Source organism: Yoonia sp. BS5-3 (genome assembly GCF_038069655.2).
Taxonomy (GTDB): domain Bacteria; phylum Pseudomonadota; class Alphaproteobacteria; order Rhodobacterales; family Rhodobacteraceae; genus Yoonia; species Yoonia phaeophyticola.
The window spans coordinates 1,714,867-1,736,770 of the sequence record NZ_CP150951.2 but is presented as its reverse complement, the minus strand read 5'-3'; the positions used below and the strand labels follow the sequence as shown (position 1 = coordinate 1,736,770).

At 55.7% G+C, this 21,904-nt stretch carries 30 protein-coding genes; 13 read left to right on the top strand and 17 right to left on the bottom strand.

Annotation, left to right across the window (positions count from 1 at the left end; translation table 11 throughout):
• The first annotated feature begins 4 nt into the window (after positions 1 to 4).
• The 10 genes from AABB29_RS08790 to sctU are packed head-to-tail and all read left to right on the top strand — an operon-like array spanning position 5 to position 7,952.
• Positions 5 to 700, top strand: coding sequence for a hypothetical protein (locus tag AABB29_RS08790; RefSeq protein ID WP_341367284.1), 696 nt, complete (start codon positions 5 to 7; stop codon positions 698 to 700).
• The gene (gene sctL / locus AABB29_RS08785) at positions 700 to 1,356 is read left to right on the top strand and encodes a type III secretion system stator protein SctL (RefSeq protein ID WP_341367285.1); all 657 of its coding nucleotides are present in this window, start codon (positions 700 to 702) and stop codon (positions 1,354 to 1,356) included. The genes AABB29_RS08790 and sctL overlap by 1 nt, the downstream gene beginning before the upstream one ends.
• A complete protein-coding gene (gene sctN, locus AABB29_RS08780) occupies positions 1,349 to 2,734 on the top strand; it encodes a type III secretion system ATPase SctN (RefSeq protein ID WP_373636881.1) in 1,386 nt (461 codons plus the stop codon). Before sctL ends, sctN begins: the two co-directional genes overlap by 8 nt.
• Positions 2,731 to 3,210 (top strand): YscO family type III secretion system apparatus protein, encoded by a 480-nt coding sequence (locus AABB29_RS08775; protein ID WP_341367286.1) that lies wholly within the window; start codon positions 2,731 to 2,733, stop codon positions 3,208 to 3,210. The genes sctN and AABB29_RS08775 overlap by 4 nt, the downstream gene beginning before the upstream one ends.
• Positions 3,207 to 3,959, top strand: coding sequence for a hypothetical protein (locus AABB29_RS08770; RefSeq protein WP_341367287.1), 753 nt, complete (start codon positions 3,207 to 3,209; stop codon positions 3,957 to 3,959). Before AABB29_RS08775 ends, AABB29_RS08770 begins: the two co-directional genes overlap by 4 nt.
• A complete protein-coding gene (locus tag AABB29_RS08765; RefSeq protein ID WP_373636880.1) occupies positions 3,956 to 5,023 on the top strand; it encodes a FliM/FliN family flagellar motor switch protein in 1,068 nt (355 codons plus the stop codon). The genes AABB29_RS08770 and AABB29_RS08765 overlap by 4 nt, the downstream gene beginning before the upstream one ends.
• Positions 5,024 to 5,029: 6 nt before the next feature.
• Positions 5,030 to 5,668: a type III secretion system export apparatus subunit SctR gene (gene sctR, locus AABB29_RS08760; protein ID WP_341367290.1), complete on the top strand. Its 639-nt coding sequence runs from the start codon at positions 5,030 to 5,032 to the stop codon at positions 5,666 to 5,668.
• Between the two features lie 13 nt (positions 5,669 to 5,681).
• Positions 5,682 to 5,951 carry a type III secretion system export apparatus subunit SctS gene (gene sctS, locus AABB29_RS08755; RefSeq protein ID WP_341367291.1) on the top strand — a complete coding sequence of 90 codons (270 nt, stop codon included), beginning with the start codon at positions 5,682 to 5,684 and terminating at the stop codon, positions 5,949 to 5,951.
• Positions 5,952 to 5,955: 4 nt separating this feature from the next.
• Positions 5,956 to 6,792, top strand: coding sequence for a type III secretion system export apparatus subunit SctT (gene sctT / locus AABB29_RS08750; RefSeq protein ID WP_373636879.1), 837 nt, complete (start codon positions 5,956 to 5,958; stop codon positions 6,790 to 6,792).
• On the top strand, positions 6,789 to 7,952 hold the full coding sequence (sctU, locus tag AABB29_RS08745) for a type III secretion system export apparatus subunit SctU (RefSeq protein ID WP_341367293.1): 1,164 nt from the start codon (positions 6,789 to 6,791) through the stop codon (positions 7,950 to 7,952). Before sctT ends, sctU begins: the two co-directional genes overlap by 4 nt.
• A gap of 14 nt (positions 7,953 to 7,966) precedes the next feature.
• Here sctU and AABB29_RS08740 read toward each other — a convergent pair whose 3' ends face one another.
• The 14 genes from AABB29_RS08740 to AABB29_RS08675 all read right to left on the bottom strand — a co-directional run bounded on the left by AABB29_RS08740 (position 7,967) and on the right by AABB29_RS08675 (position 17,759).
• Positions 7,967 to 8,230: a hypothetical protein gene (locus AABB29_RS08740; protein WP_341367294.1), complete on the bottom strand. Its 264-nt coding sequence runs from the start codon at positions 8,228 to 8,230 to the stop codon at positions 7,967 to 7,969.
• 4 nt (positions 8,231 to 8,234) lie between these two features.
• On the bottom strand, positions 8,235 to 8,717 hold the full coding sequence (locus tag AABB29_RS08735) for a type III secretion system chaperone (RefSeq protein WP_341367295.1): 483 nt from the start codon (positions 8,715 to 8,717) through the stop codon (positions 8,235 to 8,237).
• 51 nt (positions 8,718 to 8,768) lie between these two features.
• A complete protein-coding gene (locus AABB29_RS08730; RefSeq protein ID WP_341367296.1) occupies positions 8,769 to 9,848 on the bottom strand; it encodes a hypothetical protein in 1,080 nt (359 codons plus the stop codon).
• 86 nt (positions 9,849 to 9,934) lie between these two features.
• A complete protein-coding gene (locus tag AABB29_RS08725; RefSeq protein WP_341367297.1) occupies positions 9,935 to 10,642 on the bottom strand; it encodes a hypothetical protein in 708 nt (235 codons plus the stop codon).
• Position 10,643: 1 nt separating this feature from the next.
• Positions 10,644 to 11,192, bottom strand: coding sequence for a tetratricopeptide repeat protein (locus tag AABB29_RS08720; RefSeq protein WP_341367298.1), 549 nt, complete (start codon positions 11,190 to 11,192; stop codon positions 10,644 to 10,646).
• Complete coding sequence (locus AABB29_RS08715; protein WP_341367299.1) at positions 11,192 to 11,662, bottom strand: hypothetical protein; 471 nt, start codon at positions 11,660 to 11,662, stop codon at positions 11,192 to 11,194. Before AABB29_RS08715 ends, AABB29_RS08720 begins: the two co-directional genes overlap by 1 nt.
• A 48-nt stretch (positions 11,663 to 11,710) precedes the next feature.
• Positions 11,711 to 12,172 carry a type III secretion system chaperone gene (locus AABB29_RS08710; protein ID WP_341367300.1) on the bottom strand — a complete coding sequence of 154 codons (462 nt, stop codon included), beginning with the start codon at positions 12,170 to 12,172 and terminating at the stop codon, positions 11,711 to 11,713.
• A gap of 27 nt (positions 12,173 to 12,199) precedes the next feature.
• Positions 12,200 to 13,021, bottom strand: coding sequence for a hypothetical protein (locus AABB29_RS08705; RefSeq protein ID WP_341367301.1), 822 nt, complete (start codon positions 13,019 to 13,021; stop codon positions 12,200 to 12,202).
• A 14-nt stretch (positions 13,022 to 13,035) separates the two neighbouring features.
• A complete protein-coding gene (gene sctE / locus AABB29_RS08700; RefSeq protein WP_341367302.1) occupies positions 13,036 to 14,190 on the bottom strand; it encodes a type III secretion system translocon subunit SctE in 1,155 nt (384 codons plus the stop codon).
• Between the two features lie 2 nt (positions 14,191 to 14,192).
• Complete coding sequence (locus AABB29_RS08695) at positions 14,193 to 14,789, bottom strand: hypothetical protein (protein WP_341367303.1); 597 nt, start codon at positions 14,787 to 14,789, stop codon at positions 14,193 to 14,195.
• A 103-nt stretch (positions 14,790 to 14,892) separates the two neighbouring features.
• Positions 14,893 to 15,279: a hypothetical protein gene (locus AABB29_RS08690; protein ID WP_341367304.1), complete on the bottom strand. Its 387-nt coding sequence runs from the start codon at positions 15,277 to 15,279 to the stop codon at positions 14,893 to 14,895.
• Positions 15,280 to 15,283: 4 nt separating this feature from the next.
• Complete coding sequence (locus AABB29_RS08685) at positions 15,284 to 15,664, bottom strand: hypothetical protein (RefSeq protein WP_341367305.1); 381 nt, start codon at positions 15,662 to 15,664, stop codon at positions 15,284 to 15,286.
• Between the two features lie 3 nt (positions 15,665 to 15,667).
• A complete protein-coding gene (locus AABB29_RS08680) occupies positions 15,668 to 17,350 on the bottom strand; it encodes a hypothetical protein (RefSeq protein WP_341367306.1) in 1,683 nt (560 codons plus the stop codon).
• A 1-nt stretch (position 17,351) separates the two neighbouring features.
• Positions 17,352 to 17,759, bottom strand: a complete 408-nt coding sequence (locus AABB29_RS08675) for a hypothetical protein (RefSeq protein WP_341367307.1) — start codon at positions 17,757 to 17,759, stop codon at positions 17,352 to 17,354.
• Positions 17,760 to 17,927: 168 nt separating this feature from the next.
• Here AABB29_RS08675 and AABB29_RS08670 point away from each other — a divergent pair, with 168 nt between their 5' ends.
• The 3 genes from AABB29_RS08670 to AABB29_RS08660 are packed head-to-tail and all read left to right on the top strand — an operon-like array spanning position 17,928 to position 20,026.
• Entirely contained in the window at positions 17,928 to 19,109 is a 1,182-nt protein-coding gene (locus tag AABB29_RS08670; protein ID WP_341367308.1) for an HrpJ domain-containing protein, read from the top strand.
• 9 nt (positions 19,110 to 19,118) lie between these two features.
• Entirely contained in the window at positions 19,119 to 19,502 is a 384-nt protein-coding gene (locus AABB29_RS08665; RefSeq protein ID WP_341367309.1) for a CesT family type III secretion system chaperone, read from the top strand.
• A 59-nt stretch (positions 19,503 to 19,561) separates the two neighbouring features.
• Positions 19,562 to 20,026 carry a type III secretion system chaperone gene (locus AABB29_RS08660; protein WP_341367310.1) on the top strand — a complete coding sequence of 155 codons (465 nt, stop codon included), beginning with the start codon at positions 19,562 to 19,564 and terminating at the stop codon, positions 20,024 to 20,026.
• Between the two features lie 50 nt (positions 20,027 to 20,076).
• Here the strand turns inward: AABB29_RS08660 and AABB29_RS08655 are convergent, their stop codons facing one another.
• The 3 genes from AABB29_RS08655 to AABB29_RS08645 are packed head-to-tail and all read right to left on the bottom strand — an operon-like array spanning position 20,077 to position 21,903.
• Positions 20,077 to 20,445 (bottom strand): hypothetical protein, encoded by a 369-nt coding sequence (locus tag AABB29_RS08655; protein WP_341367311.1) that lies wholly within the window; start codon positions 20,443 to 20,445, stop codon positions 20,077 to 20,079.
• A 12-nt stretch (positions 20,446 to 20,457) separates the two neighbouring features.
• Positions 20,458 to 21,231: a DUF6478 family protein gene (locus AABB29_RS08650; RefSeq protein WP_341367312.1), complete on the bottom strand. Its 774-nt coding sequence runs from the start codon at positions 21,229 to 21,231 to the stop codon at positions 20,458 to 20,460.
• A 60-nt stretch (positions 21,232 to 21,291) separates the two neighbouring features.
• On the bottom strand, positions 21,292 to 21,903 hold the full coding sequence (locus AABB29_RS08645) for a dihydroxy-acid dehydratase (protein ID WP_341367313.1): 612 nt from the start codon (positions 21,901 to 21,903) through the stop codon (positions 21,292 to 21,294).
• Position 21,904 lies beyond the last annotated feature (1 nt).

The window sequence follows — 21,904 nt, the reverse complement described above, 5'->3', positions numbered from 1 at the left end:
TGCCATGCCCCATATCAATCATCCTATTGATGATCCTGCGGCAGACAGCCCGCCGCTGAAACAGCTGGTGCAGCTGGCGGCTGTTTTGGCTAATCCAGTGCAGTTTTTCCATGCCGATCACGTTGCTGCCGTCTCTGGTCTGGATGATGCCCAGCTAAAGGGCCTTTGCCGTGTGCCGGGGATCAACAAGGCGATGAATACCGCCATTGCGGGGCATCTGGGAACGCCAACGCTTGATCTGCACCCAACGGCTGCGACCCGCGATGCCTGCGATCTGGTCATCGCACCGCTGGATATCATCGAGGGTTTTTTGCGTCAGGTCACCGCCGTCAAGTTGCAACATGCCGTGCGCAACTGCGTTTTAAAGACCGACCGGGAACGCGTCGCCGCCATACTGGGCGATGCCGCCTACAATACGGCCCTGCGTGAGGCCCCGTTCTTTTACGCTGAAATGGCAGATCCTTCATTGCAAAACTATTTTGCAGGTGACCCTGACGCAGACCACCCAACGCTGGGGATGGGCGCCAGTCTGGTGCATCGTTATCTGCATGATGTGGACACGGGCCTTGCCCAGATTTTTGCCTGGCGGTTGCCGCAGTCCTTCATCAGTGGCCATCCGCCGCTAGAGGCCGCGCAGCAACGCGCGTTTCAACGGCTTTTGGCCGCCAAGGGTCCGCAAGCCGCGATGGGCCGGGCCTGATGGATATCTACCGTTTTAAAAAACTAGGCTTTCGGTTGCCGCAAGGATCGGGGCTGATCAAGGCCTCTGAAGCCGCCAAGCTATCCGCTGCCAATGATCTTGTTGCCAGTGCTGAAGCACAGGCCGCGCAAATTGTTGAAGAAGCCAAACAGCATCTGGAAGCTGAACGCGAACGTGGGTTCGCCGAAGGCCAAAAGGCCGCCGAGCAGGCCGCGCTAGAGCGTTTGTTGACAGAACATGCCACGCTGGATGCACATCTGTCAGAGATCGAAGAAAGTCTCGCGCGGTTGGTTTTGGTATCGGTCCGCAAGATCGTGCATGGTTTTGATGATATCAGCCTGGCCGAGGCGCTGATCCAAAGCGGCCTGACCAAGGTCCGCCGCGAAAAGCGCGTGCAGATCCGGGTCCCCGAGGCGTTGGCTGACACATTACGCGAACGGATTGACGCTTTGATGGCCGCCTTCCCGGCGATTGAGTTCATGGATGTCGTCGAAGACCCGGCGCTTCGCGCGCCTAACATCATTATTGAAACGGCCGTTGGCCGGATCGATTGTGATCTGGATGCCAAGCTGACCCATCTGGACGACGCATTGACCGAGGTTGCAGCCAACCGCGCCGCTGATCCAGCACTCGCAACCGGGGGCGTTCATGACTGATCAGGCCCCGTTTGAAGATATCCAAGATGTGAGTGCCGCGCGGCTTGACCTGATTGGCAAACGCATCGGCAGTTTCAGCGGCGCGCTGCGCGAAACCATTGCCGAAAACGATCTTTATGCGATGAGCGGGCGCGTTACCAAGGTAATTGGCACGATTATCCATGCCGTTGTCAAAGATGTGCAGGTCGGCGAGATTGTCGAACTATTCACCCGCGAGACGGGCGCGCGGCTGCTGGCCGAAGTGGTTGGCTTTCTGAACAATGAGGCCCTTCTGTCGCCCATTGGCGAAACACAGGGTGTCGCGCCAAAGACTGAAGTCTACCCAACTGGCCGCGTACAACGCGTCCCTGTCGGTCAAGGGCTGCGCGGGCGCGTGCTTGATGGGTTGGGCAATTTCATCGATGGCAAAGACACCCCCTTTGTCGCCGAAACCACCTATCCAGTTTACCAAGATCCCCCCGATCCGATGACACGCCGGATCATCGACACGCCCTTGCCGACCGGCATCCGTGCGATTGACGGGCTTTTGACTACTGGCGAAGGCCAGCGGATGGGTATTTTTGCAGCGGCCGGTGGCGGGAAATCGACCTTGCTGTCGATGCTGGTCAAAGGGGCGGCGGTTGATATCACCGTTCTTGCCCTGATCGGAGAACGTGGCCGCGAGGTGCGCGAATTCATCGAACATGACCTTGGTCCCGAGGGGATGAAGAACACCGTTCTGGTGGTTGCGACATCCGACAAAAGCTCAATGGAGCGGGCGAAGGCGGCTTTTGTTGCCACCTCAATTGCCGAGTATTTCCGCGACCAGGGCCAAAAAGTTCTGTTCTTGATGGATTCCGTCACCCGCTTTGCCCGCGCGCAGCGTGAGATCGGTCTGGCCGCGGGCGAGCCGCCAACCCGGCGCGGCTTCCCCCCTTCTGTCTTTGCCAATCTGCCAAAGCTGATGGAGCGGGTGGGCATGAACGACAAGGGGTCTATCACGGCAATGTACACCGTGCTGGTCGAAGGCGATGACATGAACGAGCCTGTCGCTGACGAAACCCGCTCGATCCTTGATGGCCATATCGTTTTGTCCCGCAAACTGGCCAGCGCCTATCATTACCCCGCGATTGATGTCTTGGCGTCAAAAAGCCGGGTCATGGATATTGTTGTTCAAGACGACCAGAAACAAGCGGCCGGTGAAGTCAACAGCCTGCTGGCAGCCTATCAAGATGTCGAACTGTTGGTAAAGATCGGCGAATATCAACGTGGCAGCGACCCGAAATCTGACCGGGCCATCGACAAAAACACCCATATCAACGCGTTTTTGCGTCAGCGCACCGACGAATTTGACAGTTTCGATGATGTCGTCGCGAAATTGCGGCAGGTGGCGGCATGATAACCCAGTTCAAGACCTTGTGCCATGTCAAAGGCCTGCATGAGCAAAACAAGCTGAAGGCCCTGCGTGCCAAACGGGCCGCCGTTGAGACGGCCCTGGCCCAAGAGGCGGCCCAAAAACGTGTCGTTGCCGAAAGCCGCGCGGCCCTGCCCGCCAAGGAAGCGGCCCTTTATGACGCCATCATGCAACAACCCGTCCCGGTCGAAAGGATCGACGAAACCAAGCAAAAAGTTTTGGATCTTCAGGCCGAACATCAAGACCACGAGGACGAGGCAGAACGCCTGACTCAAATCCGTATCAGATGTGAAACAGAACGCGATGAAGCGCGTGTGCAGTACCAAATAGCACAGCGCGACCTTGAGAAATTCACCACGATCAAATCGGACCTGATCACACAGCAATTGCAGGCCATCGAAGCGCAAGAAGACGCCGAAATCGAAGATTTGTTCTCAAAGAAGCAGGGCATCCGCATATGACAACGATCAATGGCCAACCCCAAGTGCCACCGGTTGTGACCAACAAGGACAGCAAGCCGGTCGAAACCAAGTCAGGTGATTTTCTAAACCGCGGCGCAACCCAGCATCAACGCGGTCAGACCAATCATGGTGCGGGTGGGCATGGCCGTTCCAATTCATCGGTTCTGGTCAGCCAAAACGCGCTTGAACAGCTTTTAGACACGCCTGAACAGCCCCGCCATAGCGGGCAACAGGATACAGATGACACCCCGGGCCGCGACACGGGCGATGATCAAACCCATGTATTGGTCACCCTGACCCCCGAAAAGGCGGCCGCCAAAGAAGCGCCGGTTTTGCAGGCGGCTACAGCCGCCAATCAACAGATCAAGACTGATGAGATTGCTAAATTGGTGTCGCGGCAGATGGACGCCGCTTTACGCTCTGGTCCTGTCGTCACACCGCTACCCGTGTCCTTGTCCATCCCGCTTGATGCATCAACCGGGCTTAAGGAAGTGCAGGTGGTCATGAATGAGGGTGTTCTGACGGTGACGGTCGTGCGCGGCGTGGATCAGGCAGCGCATGATATCAAACAGGCCGCGCTGAACCTCGCGCAGATTTTGCAAAACCGCTATCCGGCAAAAACGATCAAAGTCGCCCAGAGGCTGGAAGATGCTGCCGATCCTGTCGAAGAGGCTGGCCCAACACAGGCAAAGTCCGGCGCGGCTTCGCCCCTGCTGCACTTTCTTTCATCAGACAAAGACAAGTTATGACCGCGCAACATTGGACACCGCCCGACAGCGGGGTCGCGCCAAGCGATCTGCCGCTTTGGAACATGGCCATGAACCATATGGGCGCACCCTTGCCGCTTGCCGGAACAGGGGCCAGCCTACGGCTGAGCCCGATTGGCGCACCGCATATCACCGGCCCAATGCACGAATTGCGTGCAGCAGATGGGCAACGGCTTTTTCTGCATTTGGATGCCTTTCCCTTTGCCCAATTGCTGGGGGTCGATTTCGATCTGGAAGCGGCAAATGATCTGCCCCCCGCTGTGGCGGATGCTATCTACAAAGGCTCTGCCGTGTTTCTTTTGCAGGCCTTTCCGGCCGCGCTTACCGCTGGCATGACGTTTGAGGGCGCAGATACGCAGGACGGCCCGGATATGGGGCAGCTGCAATGGTTTGCCGCCGCGCTGGATGGGCTTGCCGAAAGCCCGGTCTTCTTTTCGATCGGGGCCAGTGCGACCGATATTTGCGCTTTTTTGAATGGCAAGCTGCATACCCCCAATACGGTTTTGACCGGTTTGCGCGACAGGCTGGACGTTCCGCTGCATCGGCTGATCGGACGGGCTGCATTGAAACTGGATCAGGTTCGCAGTTTAGAAATCGGCGATTTTATCGTGCTGGAAGACCCCGCAACAGCCGACCTGATCCTGCGCTGCGAAGACCGCATCTACCACTTTGAACCGGCAGAGGATGGATGGCTTTGCCAAACGGTCCAGCCCTTTGAAAATTTCAGAAAGTTGCACGCGATGGACAATGCACCCGGCGACCCTGTGGCGCCACAAGCCGATGAAGATGCAGCGCTGCCGGACATGGCATCGCTTGTGTCAACCATGCTGATATTTGAATGCGGCACCACGCGCATGACATTGTCTGAGCTGGAAAGCCTACAGACCGGCGCAATTGTGCCTCTGCCCCACCAATTGACTGCGGACGGGTTACAAGTGACCATTCGTGCAGGCGCGCAGACCATAGCGTCGGGCGAGATCGTGCAGATCGATGATCGGCTCGCCGTTCGGGTCAATCAGCTTTTAACCCAAGAGCCGGGATCGTAGACCCCGATGGATCCGCTTAATCTTATCTTGATACTGGCCGGAGCGGCGATTGTGCCGTTTCTGGCAGTTGTTGCGACATCCTTCATCAAGATCGCCGTGGTCCTGATGCTGGTGCGCAATGCCCTGGGTGTGCAACAAATCCCGCCCAATATGGCGATCAATGCGCTGGCCATTATCCTGACGGGCTACATCATGGCCCCGGTGGCCGTCGCGACCTATGACATCATGATCGCAGGGAATTTCGATTTCAACAATGTGGCGGGGTTCGAAGCCGCTTTTCAAGCCGGTAAAGAGCCGCTTGTCGCCTTTCTGGACCGCCACGCAGATGATCTGGAACGAAACTTTTTCCTGAGCGCCACCCAAGATCTGTGGCCCCCTGAAATGCAAGAACGGGTTGATGAAAACTCGCTTGTGGTGTTGCTGCCTGCCTTCACGATTTCGCAGCTGCGCGAGGCGTTTGAGATCGGCTTTCTGCTGTACCTGCCCTTTGTCGCTATCGATTTGATCGTCTCAAACATCCTGCTGGCCATGGGCATGATGATGGTATCGCCATTGACTATTTCGCTGCCTTTCAAGCTGTTTTTGTTCGTCATGGTCGATGGCTGGTCGCGGCTGATCTTGGGCCTGGTCCAGACCTATGTGTGAGAAAGGGTAAGCCTTGTCGCCAAGTGACGCATTACATGCGCTAACCGAAGCGATGATCCTGGTGATGGTGCTGTCCATGCCCACGATCATCGTGGCATCGGTTGTGGGCATTCTCGTTAGCTTGCTGCAGGCGCTGACGCAGGTTCAGGAGCAAACGCTGTCCTTCGCTGTCAAACTGATTGCCGTGGCGATCACAATTGCCGCGACGGCCGGGTTTCTGGGCTCGGAAATACTGCAATTCACAATGACCTTGTTCACGACCTTCCCCGAGCTGACAGGCTAGCCCGATGGAGGTCTTGGTCGGGCTTTTCCTGCAATTCGAAACCTATCTGCTGGCGCTGCTGATCTCGATCCCGCGGATTTACGGCTTTCTGATCACCGCCCCGATCCTCAGCCCAGGCGCGGTGCCCCGCCTGGCGCGAAACGCGACGATCCTGATCCTTTGCGTGCCCATTGTTCCGGTTAATCTGGTTAATGCGGACACGATTGACCGCACGCTGGGCAGCGTCGCCTATTTCTTTGCCAAGGAATTCGCGATTGGCTTTGTCTTTGGCTACATGGTCGGCTGGATTTTCTGGATGATCACAGCCGTTGGCGATTTGATTGACAACCAACGGGGGGCGGCGATTGCTTCAAGCATCGACCCGCTTCAGGGCACCGAGACATCGCCCTTGGGGAACCTCTTTTCGCAGGCGTTTGTCACCTATTTCTTCTCAATCGGGGGGATGCTGATCATCTTGCAGGTTCTGTACACCAGCTACTCGCTTTGGCCTGTGACCGAGGCGCTGCCGATCCTGTCGCCTGAGTTTCCCGCATTGATCCTGCGGATTTTTGATCACGCCATGCGCATGATGTTCGTGCTTGCCGCCCCGGTGGTCGCGATCATGTTCCTTTCAGAATTTGCACTGGCCATGGTCAGCAGGTTTGCGCCGCAAATCCAGGTTTTCATCCTCGCCATGCCCATCAAAAGCGGCGTCGCCATTGTGATCCTGATCTTCTATTGCAGCCTACTTTTCCCCTATGCAACTGATCAACAGTCCTTCTTCGCAACCTGGACCGAGGCGCTTTACACCATCCTGGAAAGCGGCCGCATTTTGCGGGAAAATCAGGGGGGTGCCCCATGAGCAATAATTCCACCGGTGAAAAGACAGAACAACCAACCCCCAAAAAGGAGCGCGACGCCCGGAAAAAAGGCCAGGTCGCCCGCAGTCAAGAGGTCGTCACCACCGCGTCACTGATGACGGCTATCGCGTATCTTTGGTTCATGTGGGGGGCCATATTTGACCGGCTGGTTGCCGCGATCGACCAGATCACCGCCCTTTACACGGTCGATTTCCAAACCGCCGCCTTTCTTGGCATGGCCATCGTTTTTAACGAAGGCGTGGCGATTATTGCCCCGTTACTGGTTGTGGTGATCGTCGCCGGTATCTTTGCCAATTATCTGCAATTCGGTACGATCTTTGCGGGTAATAATGTCGCCATGAAGCTGGAAAATATCAGCCCTATGAAGGGGTTTAAGCGTATTTTCTCAATGAAGCAGCTGTTTGAGGTTTTCAAATCGATCCTCAAAATCGTTCTGCTATCGGTTCTTTTGTTCATCGTCGTCCGCGACGCATTGGGCCCCTATCTGAATACGGTGGCCTGCGGCATGGTTTGCATCATTGATGTAACCGCCCAGGTCATGGCGCAGACGCTACTTTGGTCGGCCCTGGCCTTTGTCATCGTTGCTGTGCTGGATTTCATGTTTCAACGCAAACAACACACCAAAAGCCTGATGATGACCAAAGAAGAGGTCAAACGCGAATTCAAGGAAAGTGAAGGCGATCCGATCATCAAAGGCCAACGCAAACAGCTTGCCCAGGAACTCGCCATGAGCGATGGCGGCGAGCGGGCTAAGAAATCAACCGCTGTTGTGATCAACCCAACCCATTTTGCCGTCGCGATCCAATATGATCCTGATGTGAACCCGCTGCCCATTGTCGTTGCAAAGGGCCGCAATCTATACGCCCATTTCCTGCGCGGTCAGGCCGAGTCTGCGGGCGTTCCGATTTTCCGCAACGTGCCGCTGACCCGTAGCCTTTTTGCCGATACCGATGTCGATCAATATGTCCCGGATGAGCTGTTTGATGTGGTAGCCGAGATTCTGATCTGGGTCTCCCACAACAAAAGCAGCCTTTATCAGGGCCCGCTGGATCACGGTGTGATCGACATGGAAATGGGTGATCACCGGGTTGAAGCGGCGAAGAAAGATCAGCCAAAGCAGGCGTTCCGCTTTGGCAGCTAGATAGGGCTCTGACCCTAGATACCGTTTTGCAACCGGCCCATGATCCCAAGTGTCGCCGCGCTGGGATTGGCCAGCGGTTGGAAATTCACAGCTAAATTTGCCGGTGCCGCAGTGCCTGCGCGGAATTGCGATAGCTTTCCACGCAACAGCTCGGCTACTGAACTGCCCTTGTTGTCGGGCGAGCGGAATCGCAGATCATCACCAGCTTTTACGTCAGCTGATTGGGACAATCCCGATATCGGCGTGTTTGGGCCAAGCCCGATTGGTGTGTTTGCCATCTTCCTAAGCCTTTATGATTGGGGTGTCGTTATCCATCGCACCGCCGGTATCGCGCGCAGCAAAGGCCGCTGCGACATCATTTTCGATGGTCCCTGCAATTGTCAGCGCCTGCTGGGCAAACGCTGTGACTGTCTCAACAAACCGATCCAGATTGTGGACATCGACACTTACGGCGCGGCCCAAAAGAACGACGCCCAGCTCACCATCAACGGCAAAATATGACCCGCTCAACGTGGTTGCAGGAAAGTTCTTTTCCAGCAAGTGCTGCATCATCGCGTTGTCAAAATCCGCCTTTCCAGACAACATCAGATCGCTGAGCGGGCACCAAATTTGGATCTCATTGGACGGTTCGGCGTAGTAAAGGATCAGTTCCTGATGATCGCCGAACGCCAATAGAGCTGTGCCGCTTTGGTCAAAGCGCAGCCCGTCGATGCCCACTTTCTTAGAAAATGCATCCAGCGCAAGCGTTGCGTCTTCTCTTAACATGAATTTCTTCTTTCTTGAGGGCGTGGATGCGCCACATGAAATGCGCGGGGATCAAACGGAAATTTGCATCCGTTGGCTTTTGTTGTTCCCAAAGGCTGTGCTGTCCAAATCGAGCTGCTGCAGATTGGCCAGTTGCAAAAACACGCCAAGCGCCTCGAGAAAGGTGCCCACCAGCCCAAAAGCGATGATATTCGCATCGGCAACCTCACGGTCATCAAGGCTTGTGTTGCTGATCGTTTCTTCAAGACCCGCATCTTCGATGTCGGATTCAAAAATTCTTTGCATCTCGGGCAGTATTTCCTCGAGCAAGACCTCAGCGGCTTCAATCACGACCTCGTCCTGCGCTTCATCAACGTCGCTATTCACCCCTTGGGTGGCGTTGACAAAACGCTCAAGCGTGATGGTGATGACCGAGACAAGGGCGGTCTGACTATTGATGCTGCTTTGGCGCTGATCGATATCGTTTTGCAAGCCCGTGTTTTGTGTTTCAAGCTGCCTGCGCTCATCACGCAGCCCCTCTAACGCTGTCGTTGCATCCGTGACTTGCCTGTTCACGCCGTCCAGCCGCTGCTGAAGCGCCACGATGTCGGCGGCGGTTTGCTCGGTCTGCGGGTCAATATCTTTAAGCGCTGCAATCTGTTCGTTGAGATCTCGCTGTTCAGTCTCAAATTCCTGAAGTTGCTCAGAGGCCTGATCAATATCAGTATTCAGTTGGTCAATCGTTGTGCTGTTGGTCGCAATCGTTTCCCTGTCCACCCGGTTCGATGCTTCAAGCGCAGCGAGCTGCAGTCGGAAAAATTCCAGAAGGTTGGACTGCGCGGCGGCCATCGAGCCCAGCGCCGACGCCGCGGCGCTTTCGCTTTCATCGCCGAGACGTTCATTTGTCAGATAAGCCTGCGCAATCAACACTTCGCTGTCGCCTTGGTTACTAGGCCGCAACAGACCAAGCGCATCCAGCAATGTCTTCGCAGGTAGGAAATTAGCAAGCAGCCCGCTTGTGTTTCCCGCACTGGGCACAGCCCCGTCCGGGATCACGTTATCGGTCACCTCTGCCTGCGGGGTAGATGTGTCCACCGGCAAAGACGTCGGGTTTACAACAGTTGAAAGCCCTGCCCCATCCAATGTGCTCATGATCGTCTCTACCTTCTTGCGGTTATCTGTGGGTTGTTCTTAACTTGGATGAATATCGTGGAGTGTGCCGAACAGTACTCTTGCGTCTAAATTCTAAATACCCGTCGGCCGGTCCGGGCGGCTGTATCTGCCTTGGTATCGGCCTCATCTGGGTCCATGGCCGGCCCTTGCGCCTCTTTGCTGAGGGTCCGCAGGGTTGCAGTAGCCAAAGAAATCAACGTGCTGAGCCACAGCAAGAATCCAACCCGATCTGCCGCCGTCTTGAAGGTCTTCAATACCTTGGAAAGAAGATCTTTGTTGAGGCCCTGTTCGGTCAGGTAGGCCACCACCTCGGCTTCGTTGCGGACATATTGAGCGGCTTGCGCCTCGCCTTCGCTGGGGTTTTTGGCGAAAGCGGGCAAGGGCCACCCGGGAATGAAGGCCGCGTTATAAATGGCAAGACCAGGCCCCCCATCCGAGATCTGGACATAGGGTGTGACGGCCTCGGATGTGGATGCACCCGCCGCGACGTTTCCCAGCATATCGGCAAGCAGATGATTGGTTTCGGTTTGTGCCGATTGGGTCAGCATTGCGGGCGATGGCGACGGCAGGCTTTCGGTAAGGCTGAGATCATTTTCCGACTGCGGCGGGCGTAGCAAAATCTGGACAACGTCGCGCAAGACATGGGCAGCTTCATCATCCCAATGCACATGGTCGGATATGGCGAAGGCATCGTCGACCTGCACCGCGTCATCTGGCTGTTGCCGGCCAATCATCGCGGCAAACCATTGCGATATCGTGTGATCGGGTTCCATGTCAGCCGCGCCGGATCTCCAGCGCTGTTTTCAGCTTTGCAAATGTTTTGCCGATGTTTTCATGCTCGGATCCGTCGCTCTTGGCCTCAAAAGCCGCACAGGCCCGTGCCGCAGCTGCCCATTTTTCCTGCCGCATGAAGATATCAAACCGGTGGAAATGCGGGATGGCCGATGATGGCACCAGTTTGGCGGCGCAATCAAACATGCGCAGCGCCGCATCATCATCGCCGCGCACCCGGTAGCAGATGCCAAGACCTACCCAGAAGTCGCTGCGCGACCGATCTAGCGCGCAAAGGGTGCGAAAAATCTCTTCGGCGCGGTCATATTGGCCAATGCGAAATTGCTGGTGGGCGCGTCCATAAAGACCTTCGATGGCAGCATCGGTGACGCCCAGTGCCTCTTTGAATGATCCGGTATCCAGAAAGGATTGGAAAATCTTGCTGCCATCAACACCCAGCTTTTTGGTGCAGGCAGCAAAAACCTGCGCAGCCACCTTGGTGGCATCCGGGCTAAGCCCGACCGGATTGCGATCATCGTTCAGATCAACCATCAGGTAAGGCTTGCGTTCAATTGCATGTCTAACCGGCGGCTGGCTTCAAGAACGTCGCGATGGGGGCTGCCTTCGGCAAATGACAGCGCGTCGGCGATATCTTCGCGCGCCTCATCAAGATGGCCCAGGCCAAAGCAAGCGGCACCCGAAAGATAATACCCCCTGCAATCACGCGGATCGAGCGCGACAGCCGCCGATGCAGCCTGCAAGGCCATCTCATATTCCTGCATTTTCAACGCACAATTTGCCAAGGCACATTGATAATTCACGTTCTGCGGACGGCATAGAACCAGCATGGCATACATCGAAAGCGCCTTGTCATGGTTGCCTGCTTGCAACTTTGCATTGGCAGCGGCCAGGGCCGTGTCCAGTTCCCGTGTGCCCAGACCCAGTTCTTTGGCGAATGCACCATCCAGCAACAGCGCACTCGCTGGCGCGTCTGTCTGTCCCTGTTCGTTACTATCAATCATATTCATATCCAGCTCAGCTTTTGCGATGCGGTTGTCATTGTGGTGGTTCTAGGGCTGGAAAATCATAACGCCCGGATCATATCCGGCCGGTTCAGTATCCTGTACAGGCATGCTTGCATGATGATCCATCAGCCGCGCTAATGTCTCTGCCGCCGACACAACATCCGACAAAATATCTGAAAGACGCGCCATATCCTGCGCGCGCAAAGGGTAGCTGCCGCTGACGACAAGACGGTCCCGATCCAGCGACACAAGTACGTCATGCGTCGCCAGAAACGCAAAGCCCAGCCCAAGGATTTTTTGCAGACGATCCGCGTCAGCCGCCAGCCCATCCGTAAGGGGGCCGATATCGGCGTTAACCAGCAGCTCTTCCTCATTTGGGGAGGTTGTCAGCTGCAAAGTGACATCGTCAAAATTCAATGATGTTGACCCATCAGCGGCAAAGAGCGGCGTGCCAAGTTCCGCACGCCGCCACAGTTCCGCAATGGTTTGTCGGAAAGCCTGTGTCACTGCAAATCCATCCAGGGAAAGGCCACGTTAGCCACGGGTAACAACGGCCAGTTGCTCGACCTCGGCATCGCGCAGCTCTTTGATGAACTGAATGATTTGGCTCAGGAATTCGTTCAAGGCCTGCTGCTCATTCGCTTCCAGCTCACCTTCGCTTTTGGTGACCTCGGCATCTGCTTGTTGCCTATTTTGATCGGCCTGGAAGTTTTTCGACGCCGCATCAGCAGACGCTTGACCAACACCGCCGAGGCTTGTTGACACACCATTGACTGCGCCGCCCATCATATTGATTGTCTGCGCTTTCGAGGCGGCAGCATTGACTGCAGCGTCCCCTTTTGCACCGGCCATAGCTGCGCCAGAACGCCCTGCAAAAGCCATTGAGATCGCCACGCTAACAACGCTCATCACAAGATTGGTAATCGCGCCAGCAATCGTCGCTTTGGCCGCACGATCCAGCTCGCCCGCTGCTGCTTTCAACTCATTTTTTGCCGCTTCGCGGGCATTCAAACGGTCAGTCAAAGCCTCTTTTCGTTGCAGCGCGCCCAACTCAACCAAGGCACGGCCCAGGACGCTCGACATATCAAAATTGCTTCGTTCACTAAGCGCCGTCTGTGCATTTTTGACTGTGGCTTCGACCTCGGGGTCCAAACCGAGCCTAGCCAGTGCCTCTGGCGTCAAGCTTAGGTTCTTGACAACCAGCTCAAACCGCTCGCGTTGTGCGTCTGGGAGGCCATCAATGATGGCTTGAATGCCCTGCGAAACCTGGGTCTCTTGGGCATTGGCTGTGTTTGCCTGCTGCTGGGCGCTTAAACCGCCAGCATAATTGGCTTGGTTTTGTGTGTTGATATCCATGTTTTCGCCTTCCTCTACCCGCTGAATTTGGCACGCGCCAAAGTGTCACCACGATCTTTGATTGACGTGACAACCTCATCCAGCATTGCGTTGAATTGTTTTTGTGTCCCCGACACGCGGGCCAGGATCTGATCAATGAAATCATTCAAAAGTTCATTGAATGCCTGCAAACGCAAGTTGTCCGCTTGTCGTTTTTGCGCATTACTTTGATCTTCCGCCGCCTGATAACCGAACACTGCACTCGACATATTTGCGGTGGATTGGCCGACCATTATCACCGATCCGATAACACTTGAGATTTGCTGGAACCGCGCCGTCCAGCTGACTGAGTTTGAGGCTGCTGTGACGGCAACGGTAGACCCGGCCCCCGCAGCCCCACCGGCTGTTGAACCCGCCGAGGCAGCCGTCGCGCTAGCAGCACCTAATGATGCGCCGCTGGCCGCAAAACCTGCACCCATGGTGGCCACAGCCGAAATGATCATGATGCTGATCGCAATACCTGTGAACGCCTTGTCCCATTTCGCGGCATTCTTTTCGATCGCTTCGTCGCTAAAGCCGCGCGCTTCCATCACCTTGGTCGCAATGGTGCCAAAAATACCCGTTCCTTTTTCTTCGGCGACTTTCTGATCGATCAGCATCATCGAACTGGTCACCCCGCCAACAATCAACGCAGCGCCTAAGACGGCTGTCGCGCCAAAGGTAAAAGGCCCGGTCGCAATCAGAATAGCCCCGGCGATAATCGACAATGCTGCTGCAATCCCACCAAAAATCTTGCCAAACAAGCCAGATTTCTTTGATTTTTCGCGCGCCTCTTTGGCCTCTTCGATGCTTTTTTGGGATTCTTCTGCGGCCTCACGCTGCTCGGCCGCATTTTGGCGCTTTTTTTCTTCCATCGTGACCAGCTCGCCGGTTTCGGTTTTTCCGACAACCTCTTTCAACTTCAGCGTCGCCTCGGCCACTTTGATGTCAACCTTGTCACCGGATGTTGTCAAAAAGAACTTTGACAGGCTCATGGTGATGGCTTGATAGCTTTGACCTACAGCGTCCGGAACAGCGCCGTTTTGCGCGACGCTACCCAAGCCAATGCCCGATGGACCCAGATCAGTGGCACCGGGTTCGGTTGTGATCTTTTGGACCGGACTGGCCCCGGCGATAGAAATATCAGACATGATCAGTTCCCTTTCGAAGACAGTGGGACAGCATCCGCCAATGCGGTCTGCATCCGTTCATCCATATGTGTGACAAGCCGCTCTGCGGCATCGCGCTGTGCATCGGTGCCATGCCCGTCGTCGCAGAGCGCCCAAGCCGTTTGAAAGCATTCCAACGCTTCTTGCATCTCATCCGAGGCAAGCAAGCATTCACCCAGACGCAGATAACCATCCACATCCGTGGCCCGCAGGCTAAGCGACACCATATAAATGCGCCCGGCCTCGGCAAAACGATCCTGCACCTGAAATGTCGTGCCCAGCGCGTACCAGAACCGATAGTCAATCGCCTTGAGCGTCGCGAGCTTGAAAAAGACCGTTTGCGCCTGCGCGACATCGCCCGCCTGCATGGATTTCAGCCCGGTCATAAAAATCGCATCAAGATGATCATCGCTCAGCCCAAGTGCGATATGCGGCGATATTCCTTCGCGCACCGCCTGCACAGCTGTTTCATCGGACAAACCCAAATCCGCGATCACCGCATCCATCATCGGCATCATGTCATTGACTTCGTCAATCAACGCAGAGGGATCTTCGTAATCAAAGTTGAGAATTGACATCATTGGGCCTGTTCTTGGGTTAGCTTACCCTAGCCCGGCGCGAACCCGTCGCTGTGCTATTGAATACACTTTCGAAAATACTTGGGATCTGATCCACATTCCAAAGTTACTGACGAACGGCTTCGCGGGTGGGGGCGGTCAGTTTGGCGGCAATCGACTGCGCCTCGGCCTGTTGTCCGCTGGCATAATAACATCTGGCCCGCAGATATTGCCGCATGCGTTTTGTATCCTGATCAAGCGCTTTACCAGTACCCGCCACCTGATCAAGATGATCAAGACAACGCAGCGCCTCGGCGTGATTGCCGCAAAAGAATTCCAGCACAGCCTGGCTGATGAATACCTTTTCAGAGCGTTCGCCCAGCGCCAGCATGCCATCGACAATCTGCTTGGCCCGCGCGTGATCCCCATGTTGTGCGAAAACAAAGATAGTCAGCAAAAGATAATCGCGCTGCCGGTCGGTTAATGCGGGCTGCGTTTTTGTCTGATCTGTCATGCGCCTACCCTCGGAAAAGCGCGGCCAGCGCTGTGCGAATATCGCGGTCAAGCGCCACCTCTTCGGACAAGATCGCCGCGACCTGCTGCAAGGCTTGGCGTGCTTGCCCACTGGCCTGATTGCCCGCCTGGTCAAACACCGCCAGCGCGCCAAGGCGCGCTTCGGTCATGACAGATGGATCAAGCAGATCCTGATCGACGATTTCGGGCTCAAGCATATCTGGAAGCCGTTCATCAAGTGACGGGCGCCGCAAGATCTGATCAAGCGCCTGTATTTGCGGCAGGAACTTGCGAGTAAGCGCACCATCACGCGGCAGATGTTGTTCATCTTCCACCTGCCAACGCGAGATTTCCGCAAGGCCGACATCTAGTTTCTGAACCCGCATCCCTTACGCCCGTGCAATCGTCAGCAGCGTGTCATTCAACCGGCGTAACGCGTTGTTGGCCAAGTCAAAATTCCGGTTGCGTTCGCGGTTGATGCTCGAGATTTCATTGGTCAGAATTTGACTTTCCTGATTGATCTGGGTCACAGTATCGGCCAATTGGCTGGCGAAAATATTCAACGCGTTTTGCGAGAATGTATTCAACGTACCCTCTTCATCGCCATCGCCGTTCGCAATGATATCAAGCGTTGGTCTATTGATTCCCCGCAGGCTTTCGATTGGATGGCTTACTGTGCTTTGACCCACCAGAAGGTCCTCAACAAATGCAATGAGGTTTCGCTGTGTGGCCGTTAGCGTCGAGATACCCTGATCATCATCTTTGATCCCGAGTATGTTTCGCTCTTCCTCTGCGCCATCTTCACCGGTCGCAAATTCGCGCAATGCATCATTCACCAGTTGCTGGATATTCGCGTAGACTTGCAAAAGCGCGTTTTGTTGGTTCAGCTCTTCGGTTTCTGCGTTCACCTCGGCTTCGCGGGTCAGATTGTAATTGAGTTGGAAAATGGCAATCAGGTTCGGCCCATCCAGCGCCCGCCCCGTGCTAAGTAATCCTGTCTGCGCAAGCTGCAGACGTTGATTGTCCAAATCACGAATACGGGTTTCCTGCGCGATGAAGACGTTGAATGAGGCCAGAATACCCGATTGGGACGTATCAGCCCCGTCGGGCGCATTCACGTTTATGAACTGATCGGACAATGCAACGCCATTTCTGATAAACTGCTCGGGCGGGTTTTCGACGGTGATAAAGAATTCATTCGCGCGATTTGCCCGGGCCAAGATAGCCTCAACACGCGTTTGAATCTCGGCCAATGCGAAAAACCGCGATTCAGCGGCGCGCGTTTCGATATTTTCGATCTGATCGGCAAAAACTGCCTTGAATTCCGCGATTTCTGCCGCGGAAAAATCGCTTGTATTGGACGCGTTAAAATATCCGTCGATCTGATCGTTGGCGTTGTCGATGATGTCCTGCAAGGCAGCCAGCGCCGCGACCCCGGCCTCGGCACCCAAGACGCTTTCGATTTCGGTCTGAAGCGTCGGATCAAGCATGCCAATGGCGTTCGCCAACGCCTCTTCGGTGTCGGTTGCGATGATCGCCAGATCAGCCTTGGTCAATTGCTCAAGCACGAAAACACGCGGGTCACCGGGAATAGCCACAACATGCAAAAGAACGCCATCCTGGTCTAGCTCTAGGATCCGCGCATCAACAGAACCGGTGACAACTTCGCCAAATTGCAACACATATTCAAGCTGATGGCTGGAGTGGAAGTTGAAGAAATCCGCAATTGGAACTTCATTATCCGTCCCGTTCAAAGAAACGATATTTTCAAACAGCTGTTCGGACGTCAAAGGATTGCCATTGGCGTCTTCGGAAGGCGTCATGGTGGGGGTTGTTCCGGGGAACAGATATTCCGTGAGCCCGTCTTGGGATATCGGATTGGATGACAAGGTGTTCGTCACCCCATCAAAGACCGGGAACAACTCTGCAGAGATTTCAGCGTTTGTCGGCGACACGGCACCGGTAGCCGAGCCATTGATCTGGCTGGTCGGGACAGGTTCGGTGGGGTCCGTAACCGGGTTTATTGCGTCAAGAAAGACATTACCGGTTGGTGTGTCGCCTACATTATCCATGCTATCTTACCTGTAGTCTTGTCCGTTGAAGAAGATCGTCATCCTGATCGGCAAGGTGAGTGGGCCGTTGGTTCAGGACAACTGGGTCGGGTGGGCCGCTAATGCCCGCCTGCAGCTTCACACCATGCGCCTCGGAAACGCGGTTTACGTAAGCAACAAGCGCCAGAACACGGTCATGCAGGATATCGGCGTCTTCAATGCCGATCAGGGCCTGCATTAACCCCTGAAACTGCACATCCTCTTTCAAAAGGCGATGCTTGGTCAAAATATCCAGGGTCTTGGCGACCTCATCAAAGATTGCCTCATACCGCGCCGAACGGCGCTGACTATCCTTGCGCACGCGTGCAAGCACGGCGGCAGGGTCCTGCCCGCGCAATGCGTTTTCTGAGTGATGTTCGGCCAGGGTCATATCCGCCTGTCTTGTCGAAATCTGGTGTGGCTGCGGCGAACCGCTTGACCCTCACCATAGGGTGCAAATTTGGCGTTGCTGTACTGTTCGACACAATCAGCGCTGCGCCCTTCGCTAAAGTCTGTGCCAACGCGGCCACCCGCATTGGGCGCAAAAGGGTAAGGAATTATGAGCGAACTCGGCATTGCCAGACAGAATGTTGCCTCGGCCAACGTGCAGTCCCAGCTTGGGGCCGAAGTGCAGCAAGCGAATCGCGGCGAGCGTAAGGGCGATGCAGCAACGGCTATTCCCAAGAATTCCGACCTAAGCGACATCCAGGAAGAAATCGGCAATGCCGTCGGCAAATTCGCGGACAAGAAAACGCTGGGCCAGGCGAAAATCCGGCAAGGTGCTGGCGTGAATATCGAAGCCCTGACCCGGATCGCCGAATATTACGACAAACTGCCAGACATGCCCCGCGAAGCAGAGCTGCGCAATCTTGTCAGCCAACTGCAAGGCTTCGAAGATCTGCTCAGCGGCGGCGGCGGGAAATCCCCAACAGCCGATGACATTCTGGAGGCCTTGCGCGATTTTGATGGGGACGTCACCCATCAATATGGAGCGCTTCAGATCGCGCGGCGTTACTTCGAAGAGACGGATGCCAGCCCCGAATTCCAAGCCCTGCTAAACGAGGCCGAGCGTTCTTTTGACGACCCGGATATCAAACGGGATATCGCCGCAGGTTATGCCATCGCGGAGGCTGCCTCAGAAAAGGCCCCGACCCTGGAAACCGCGCCCGGCGCCCTACGTGACACCTATCGCGAGATGCTGCGCGGCAATAAAGACATGGGCCAGCTTTTTGACCAGCTGTCTGGCTTTAACATACGCCTGCACTTTAACGAAGTAATCGATCTGTTCCTTGATACTGCGGGCCGCGAATTGGCCAATGCCGACAGTCAGATCGACCCTGTGATCTTGGGCGGGCTGGTCAAAGAACTGAGCGCTTTGAAAGAAATGCGCACCGTTTACGAAGAAGGCGACAGGCTGATCGGGCAGGTCCAACGCATTGATCCCAGCTTTGCACCGGATTCCGCGCAATCATCAACTGCGCTGACGAGTGCGCTCCTGAATTACTGCGCCAAAACATCCCCCAGCCTGAGCGACGCAAGACGCCTAGTAGAGGGTTTTGAACCAGCGTCTGAGCAGACCATGGTTGTCTTTGCCAATGGTCTGCATGACATGCACCGGCTGATCTCTGATCGGTCTGTGGCGTCAAACCCTGCCCGTTTGCAGCAAAGCACGATGCTGCAAAATCTGCAGATCGAACTTTCCGCCAAAGAAGAAGCCGCGTTTAGCGCCACCGCCCAATAGGATCTGAACATGCAAGGTTTCTCTCCCAAATCAGTGCAAGCCATCAACGACTTTGTCGGCAATCTGGGCATGTCGCCGGTAGGGCCAGCCGAGGATGGCAGCTACAATTTCGCCTTTGAACGCGCAGGCATTTTAGGCTTTGCGCCCAGCGCCGACGGCAAACGTGCCATTATGTCGTTGAAGGCCGCCCGGGCAGACCGGCCAACCGCAGATGACATGGCCCGGTTCCTTAGCCTGGCCCAGCGCGATCCAATGACGCAACTGCCCATCACGGCAGGAATGGTCGGAGGCGCGTTCGTGCTGGCCGCAAACATACCCAGCAACGCCTTTGATCTGCAAAAGATAGAACACTGCCTGGATCGGTTGATCCAGTTGCAAAGCGGCGCGCCCTAGGACGCGCATTATATTCGTTTTTCCCAACCCACTCAAAAAAAACTTAAAGGACTGAAACCATGCAACAAGCTGACGAAATTCTCGACTTTCTGAACACAAAACTTGGCGCCGAAAGCCTTGTCTGGCAGGGCGACCATGCCAGCATCAAATTCGAAGATGAGACAATCATCGATTTTGTCAAAATCGATATGCACACGATTGAGCTTGTCCATGTCATCGAAAAATTCACAGGCGTTGCAGATGCGACAATTTGTACGAACCTGTTGATCGGGAATTATCAGGGCGGCATGACCGGCGCCGCGCGACTGTCCCTGACACCTGATTTCAAAACACTCGCGCTATGCAGTCGGATCGATGTGCGCGCGATCGACACGGTCCTGTTCGAAGAATTGATGACAGATTTTCTGAAATACGTGCAGTTCTGGAACAGCGATGAAGCCGCCAGCTATTTGCAAGGCGACGAAGAGGTGATGAACACGGCCGCGGCCCCCCAGGACACAGAAGCGTTCATGACAAGGGTATAGTAGCGTCAAAAGGTTTCAGGTTCGGCATATTGGCTTACATATGCCGGACCTTACGCACTATCACGACAATGGGCGCGGAATGCACCTTTGAGCAGATCAAGCTCATTGCGTAGCAAATCAATTTCAGACCGCAGATCATCGGCCAAAGCGTCCCCGGCCAAAAGCGCAATACTGCAAAGCGTTTCACCGTCCTCATCCCGGATGAGAATGGTTTGTAGCCCGTCATTGATCAGCTGTGATGGGATCGGCAGTGCCACCTGCCAGAGACCAGCCTCCTGATCATGCTGCAGGGTAATCCCATCAATCGGGTGTCCGTCGCAGGTCACCTGCAAGCGCGGCGCCTGATCCCCGGCGCCGGTCAGAACCCCCTGCCAGACACCATTGGCAAGGCCGGTTTTTGTCAGTTTAAGACCGCTCATTCCTCATCCATATCAGATTTCCGCCCGTGGGTGACGGCTTAGGTTGATATCGCGCAAGGCGATCCTGTTCATGGAGGGGTTTTCGAACATCAGGTCGATCCACATCCGCTCTGCCCGCTTTTCGTTCAACTGGGAATAAGCCAGGTCGAACTCAACCGCGACATCACCCCCTTCGTCGGGCAATGTCATCAGGATCTGTTCTACATTGGGCCCGTGTTTGACATTCAAACGTGCATGGATGGTGATCGGCGCTTCGCGGTCAATGGCGGCCCCCAGCTGGATCAGGTGCCGTTTTTGTAAGCCGTTGCAAGAAGCAGGCGGCACCTCGATGACCAGGGACAGAAAGCTTCCGGCAAAGTGGAACACCTCCAGCGTCAAACCAAAAGGGGCAAAATCAGCTTCGCCTTTGTTGCGGATCTGGCGCAGCGTGACTTCGGATTGCGGGCAATCGTGAAACAGGGTCAGCTCATCCCCAACGCCGGATTTATTTTCCGCCGGGGCAGCACCACCCCCAATATAGGTCGACCGCCAAGCCTTTGGCCGCCATGACCAATCGGTCCCGGCGGGGCGCGGGAATGTGGTCGACCCGATCCGCGGCAGCGCAAGCCGTGCATCAGCAACATGGGCCAGTTCCTGCAAAGACGCAAAGAGCTGCCGAGCCTGTTTGCGCTGGGTACGCAACGATCCCAGCTCGGCATTGCCCGCATTTCGTGCCGCGCGCCGCCAACGGGCAAGCGTGCGTTCATGAAGCAGACGTCCGATCAAACTATGCTGTGATATTGCCATACAAGCCCTTGCGCTGGGTTGACCGGTACTGTGCCAAACCCGACTGAAGAAGGAAACAACTTAGATCGCAGCCGGTGTTGCGGCCGGGGCCGCGCTTGTCACGGCCTTGACCCCGGAGATTACCAGCTTCAGCAATCCTGCCCCTGGGCCATCTTGCAGCGGTGCCTGTGCCAGACCTCTGACGGCAATCGTCACCAAGCGGCCATTTGCCCGCGTGAAGGCGCGCCATTCTTCGGGCTGCAACCCCGCCAATGGGGCAGGCCCGGCATCGGCAAAATGGACCATAACCTGATTGTCAAAAGCCTGGGTCGACAGGATTGTCACATCCGCCCCCTCGCCTTCACTGCTCAACAGCGCATTTCCGGCATCGGTGATCAGAAAATCACGCAGCGCGGCTTCATCATCCATGATCGTGCCGCTTTCGGGCGCGCCGACCTGCACGGTAGCCACCCCGATGACCGACGGCGCCCCGGTTTGCGCCCCCAAAGTTGCGCATGGGGCAAGCACGGCAAACCCGTTCCGGGGTGTGCTGGCCTGACCGTCGACACAATAACCGGCAGGGGTTGTGACCGAGACATCGCCGCCAGCCAGCGCAACCGTTTGGGCCGGAGCAACGGGGGTGCAGGCCGCAATCGCGCCCGCACAGATACCCCCCCAAAAGGCACGGATCATT

Excerpts from the sequence above, each read along its gene's own strand:
- AABB29_RS08790 (WP_341367284.1), top strand. The coding sequence starts at position 5 with ATGCCCCATATCAATCATCCTATTGATGATCCTGCGGCAGACAGCCCG.
- sctL (WP_341367285.1), top strand. The coding sequence starts at position 700 with ATGGATATCTACCGTTTTAAAAAACTAGGCTTTCGGTTGCCGCAAGGA.
- sctN (WP_373636881.1), top strand. The coding sequence starts at position 1,349 with ATGACTGATCAGGCCCCGTTTGAAGATATCCAAGATGTGAGTGCCGCG.
- AABB29_RS08775 (WP_341367286.1), top strand. The coding sequence starts at position 2,731 with ATGATAACCCAGTTCAAGACCTTGTGCCATGTCAAAGGCCTGCATGAG.
- AABB29_RS08770 (WP_341367287.1), top strand. The coding sequence starts at position 3,207 with ATGACAACGATCAATGGCCAACCCCAAGTGCCACCGGTTGTGACCAAC.
- AABB29_RS08765 (WP_373636880.1), top strand. The coding sequence starts at position 3,956 with ATGACCGCGCAACATTGGACACCGCCCGACAGCGGGGTCGCGCCAAGC.
- sctR (WP_341367290.1), top strand. The coding sequence starts at position 5,030 with ATGGATCCGCTTAATCTTATCTTGATACTGGCCGGAGCGGCGATTGTG.
- sctT (WP_373636879.1), top strand. The coding sequence starts at position 5,956 with ATGGAGGTCTTGGTCGGGCTTTTCCTGCAATTCGAAACCTATCTGCTG.
- sctU (WP_341367293.1), top strand. The coding sequence starts at position 6,789 with ATGAGCAATAATTCCACCGGTGAAAAGACAGAACAACCAACCCCCAAA.
- AABB29_RS08740 (WP_341367294.1), bottom strand. The coding sequence starts at position 8,230 with ATGGCAAACACACCAATCGGGCTTGGCCCAAACACGCCGATATCGGGA.
- AABB29_RS08735 (WP_341367295.1), bottom strand. The coding sequence starts at position 8,717 with ATGTTAAGAGAAGACGCAACGCTTGCGCTGGATGCATTTTCTAAGAAA.
- AABB29_RS08730 (WP_341367296.1), bottom strand. The coding sequence starts at position 9,848 with ATGAGCACATTGGATGGGGCAGGGCTTTCAACTGTTGTAAACCCGACG.
- AABB29_RS08725 (WP_341367297.1), bottom strand. The coding sequence starts at position 10,642 with ATGGAACCCGATCACACGATATCGCAATGGTTTGCCGCGATGATTGGC.
- AABB29_RS08720 (WP_341367298.1), bottom strand. The coding sequence starts at position 11,192 with ATGGTTGATCTGAACGATGATCGCAATCCGGTCGGGCTTAGCCCGGAT.
- AABB29_RS08715 (WP_341367299.1), bottom strand. The coding sequence starts at position 11,662 with ATGATTGATAGTAACGAACAGGGACAGACAGACGCGCCAGCGAGTGCG.
- AABB29_RS08705 (WP_341367301.1), bottom strand. The coding sequence starts at position 13,021 with ATGGATATCAACACACAAAACCAAGCCAATTATGCTGGCGGTTTAAGC.
- sctE (WP_341367302.1), bottom strand. The coding sequence starts at position 14,190 with ATGTCTGATATTTCTATCGCCGGGGCCAGTCCGGTCCAAAAGATCACA.
- AABB29_RS08695 (WP_341367303.1), bottom strand. The coding sequence starts at position 14,789 with ATGATGTCAATTCTCAACTTTGATTACGAAGATCCCTCTGCGTTGATT.
- AABB29_RS08690 (WP_341367304.1), bottom strand. The coding sequence starts at position 15,279 with ATGACAGATCAGACAAAAACGCAGCCCGCATTAACCGACCGGCAGCGC.
- AABB29_RS08685 (WP_341367305.1), bottom strand. The coding sequence starts at position 15,664 with ATGCGGGTTCAGAAACTAGATGTCGGCCTTGCGGAAATCTCGCGTTGG.
- AABB29_RS08680 (WP_341367306.1), bottom strand. The coding sequence starts at position 17,350 with ATGGATAATGTAGGCGACACACCAACCGGTAATGTCTTTCTTGACGCA.
- AABB29_RS08675 (WP_341367307.1), bottom strand. The coding sequence starts at position 17,759 with ATGACCCTGGCCGAACATCACTCAGAAAACGCATTGCGCGGGCAGGAC.
- AABB29_RS08670 (WP_341367308.1), top strand. The coding sequence starts at position 17,928 with ATGAGCGAACTCGGCATTGCCAGACAGAATGTTGCCTCGGCCAACGTG.
- AABB29_RS08665 (WP_341367309.1), top strand. The coding sequence starts at position 19,119 with ATGCAAGGTTTCTCTCCCAAATCAGTGCAAGCCATCAACGACTTTGTC.
- AABB29_RS08660 (WP_341367310.1), top strand. The coding sequence starts at position 19,562 with ATGCAACAAGCTGACGAAATTCTCGACTTTCTGAACACAAAACTTGGC.
- AABB29_RS08655 (WP_341367311.1), bottom strand. The coding sequence starts at position 20,445 with ATGAGCGGTCTTAAACTGACAAAAACCGGCCTTGCCAATGGTGTCTGG.
- AABB29_RS08650 (WP_341367312.1), bottom strand. The coding sequence starts at position 21,231 with ATGGCAATATCACAGCATAGTTTGATCGGACGTCTGCTTCATGAACGC.
- AABB29_RS08645 (WP_341367313.1), bottom strand. The coding sequence starts at position 21,903 with ATGATCCGTGCCTTTTGGGGGGGTATCTGTGCGGGCGCGATTGCGGCC.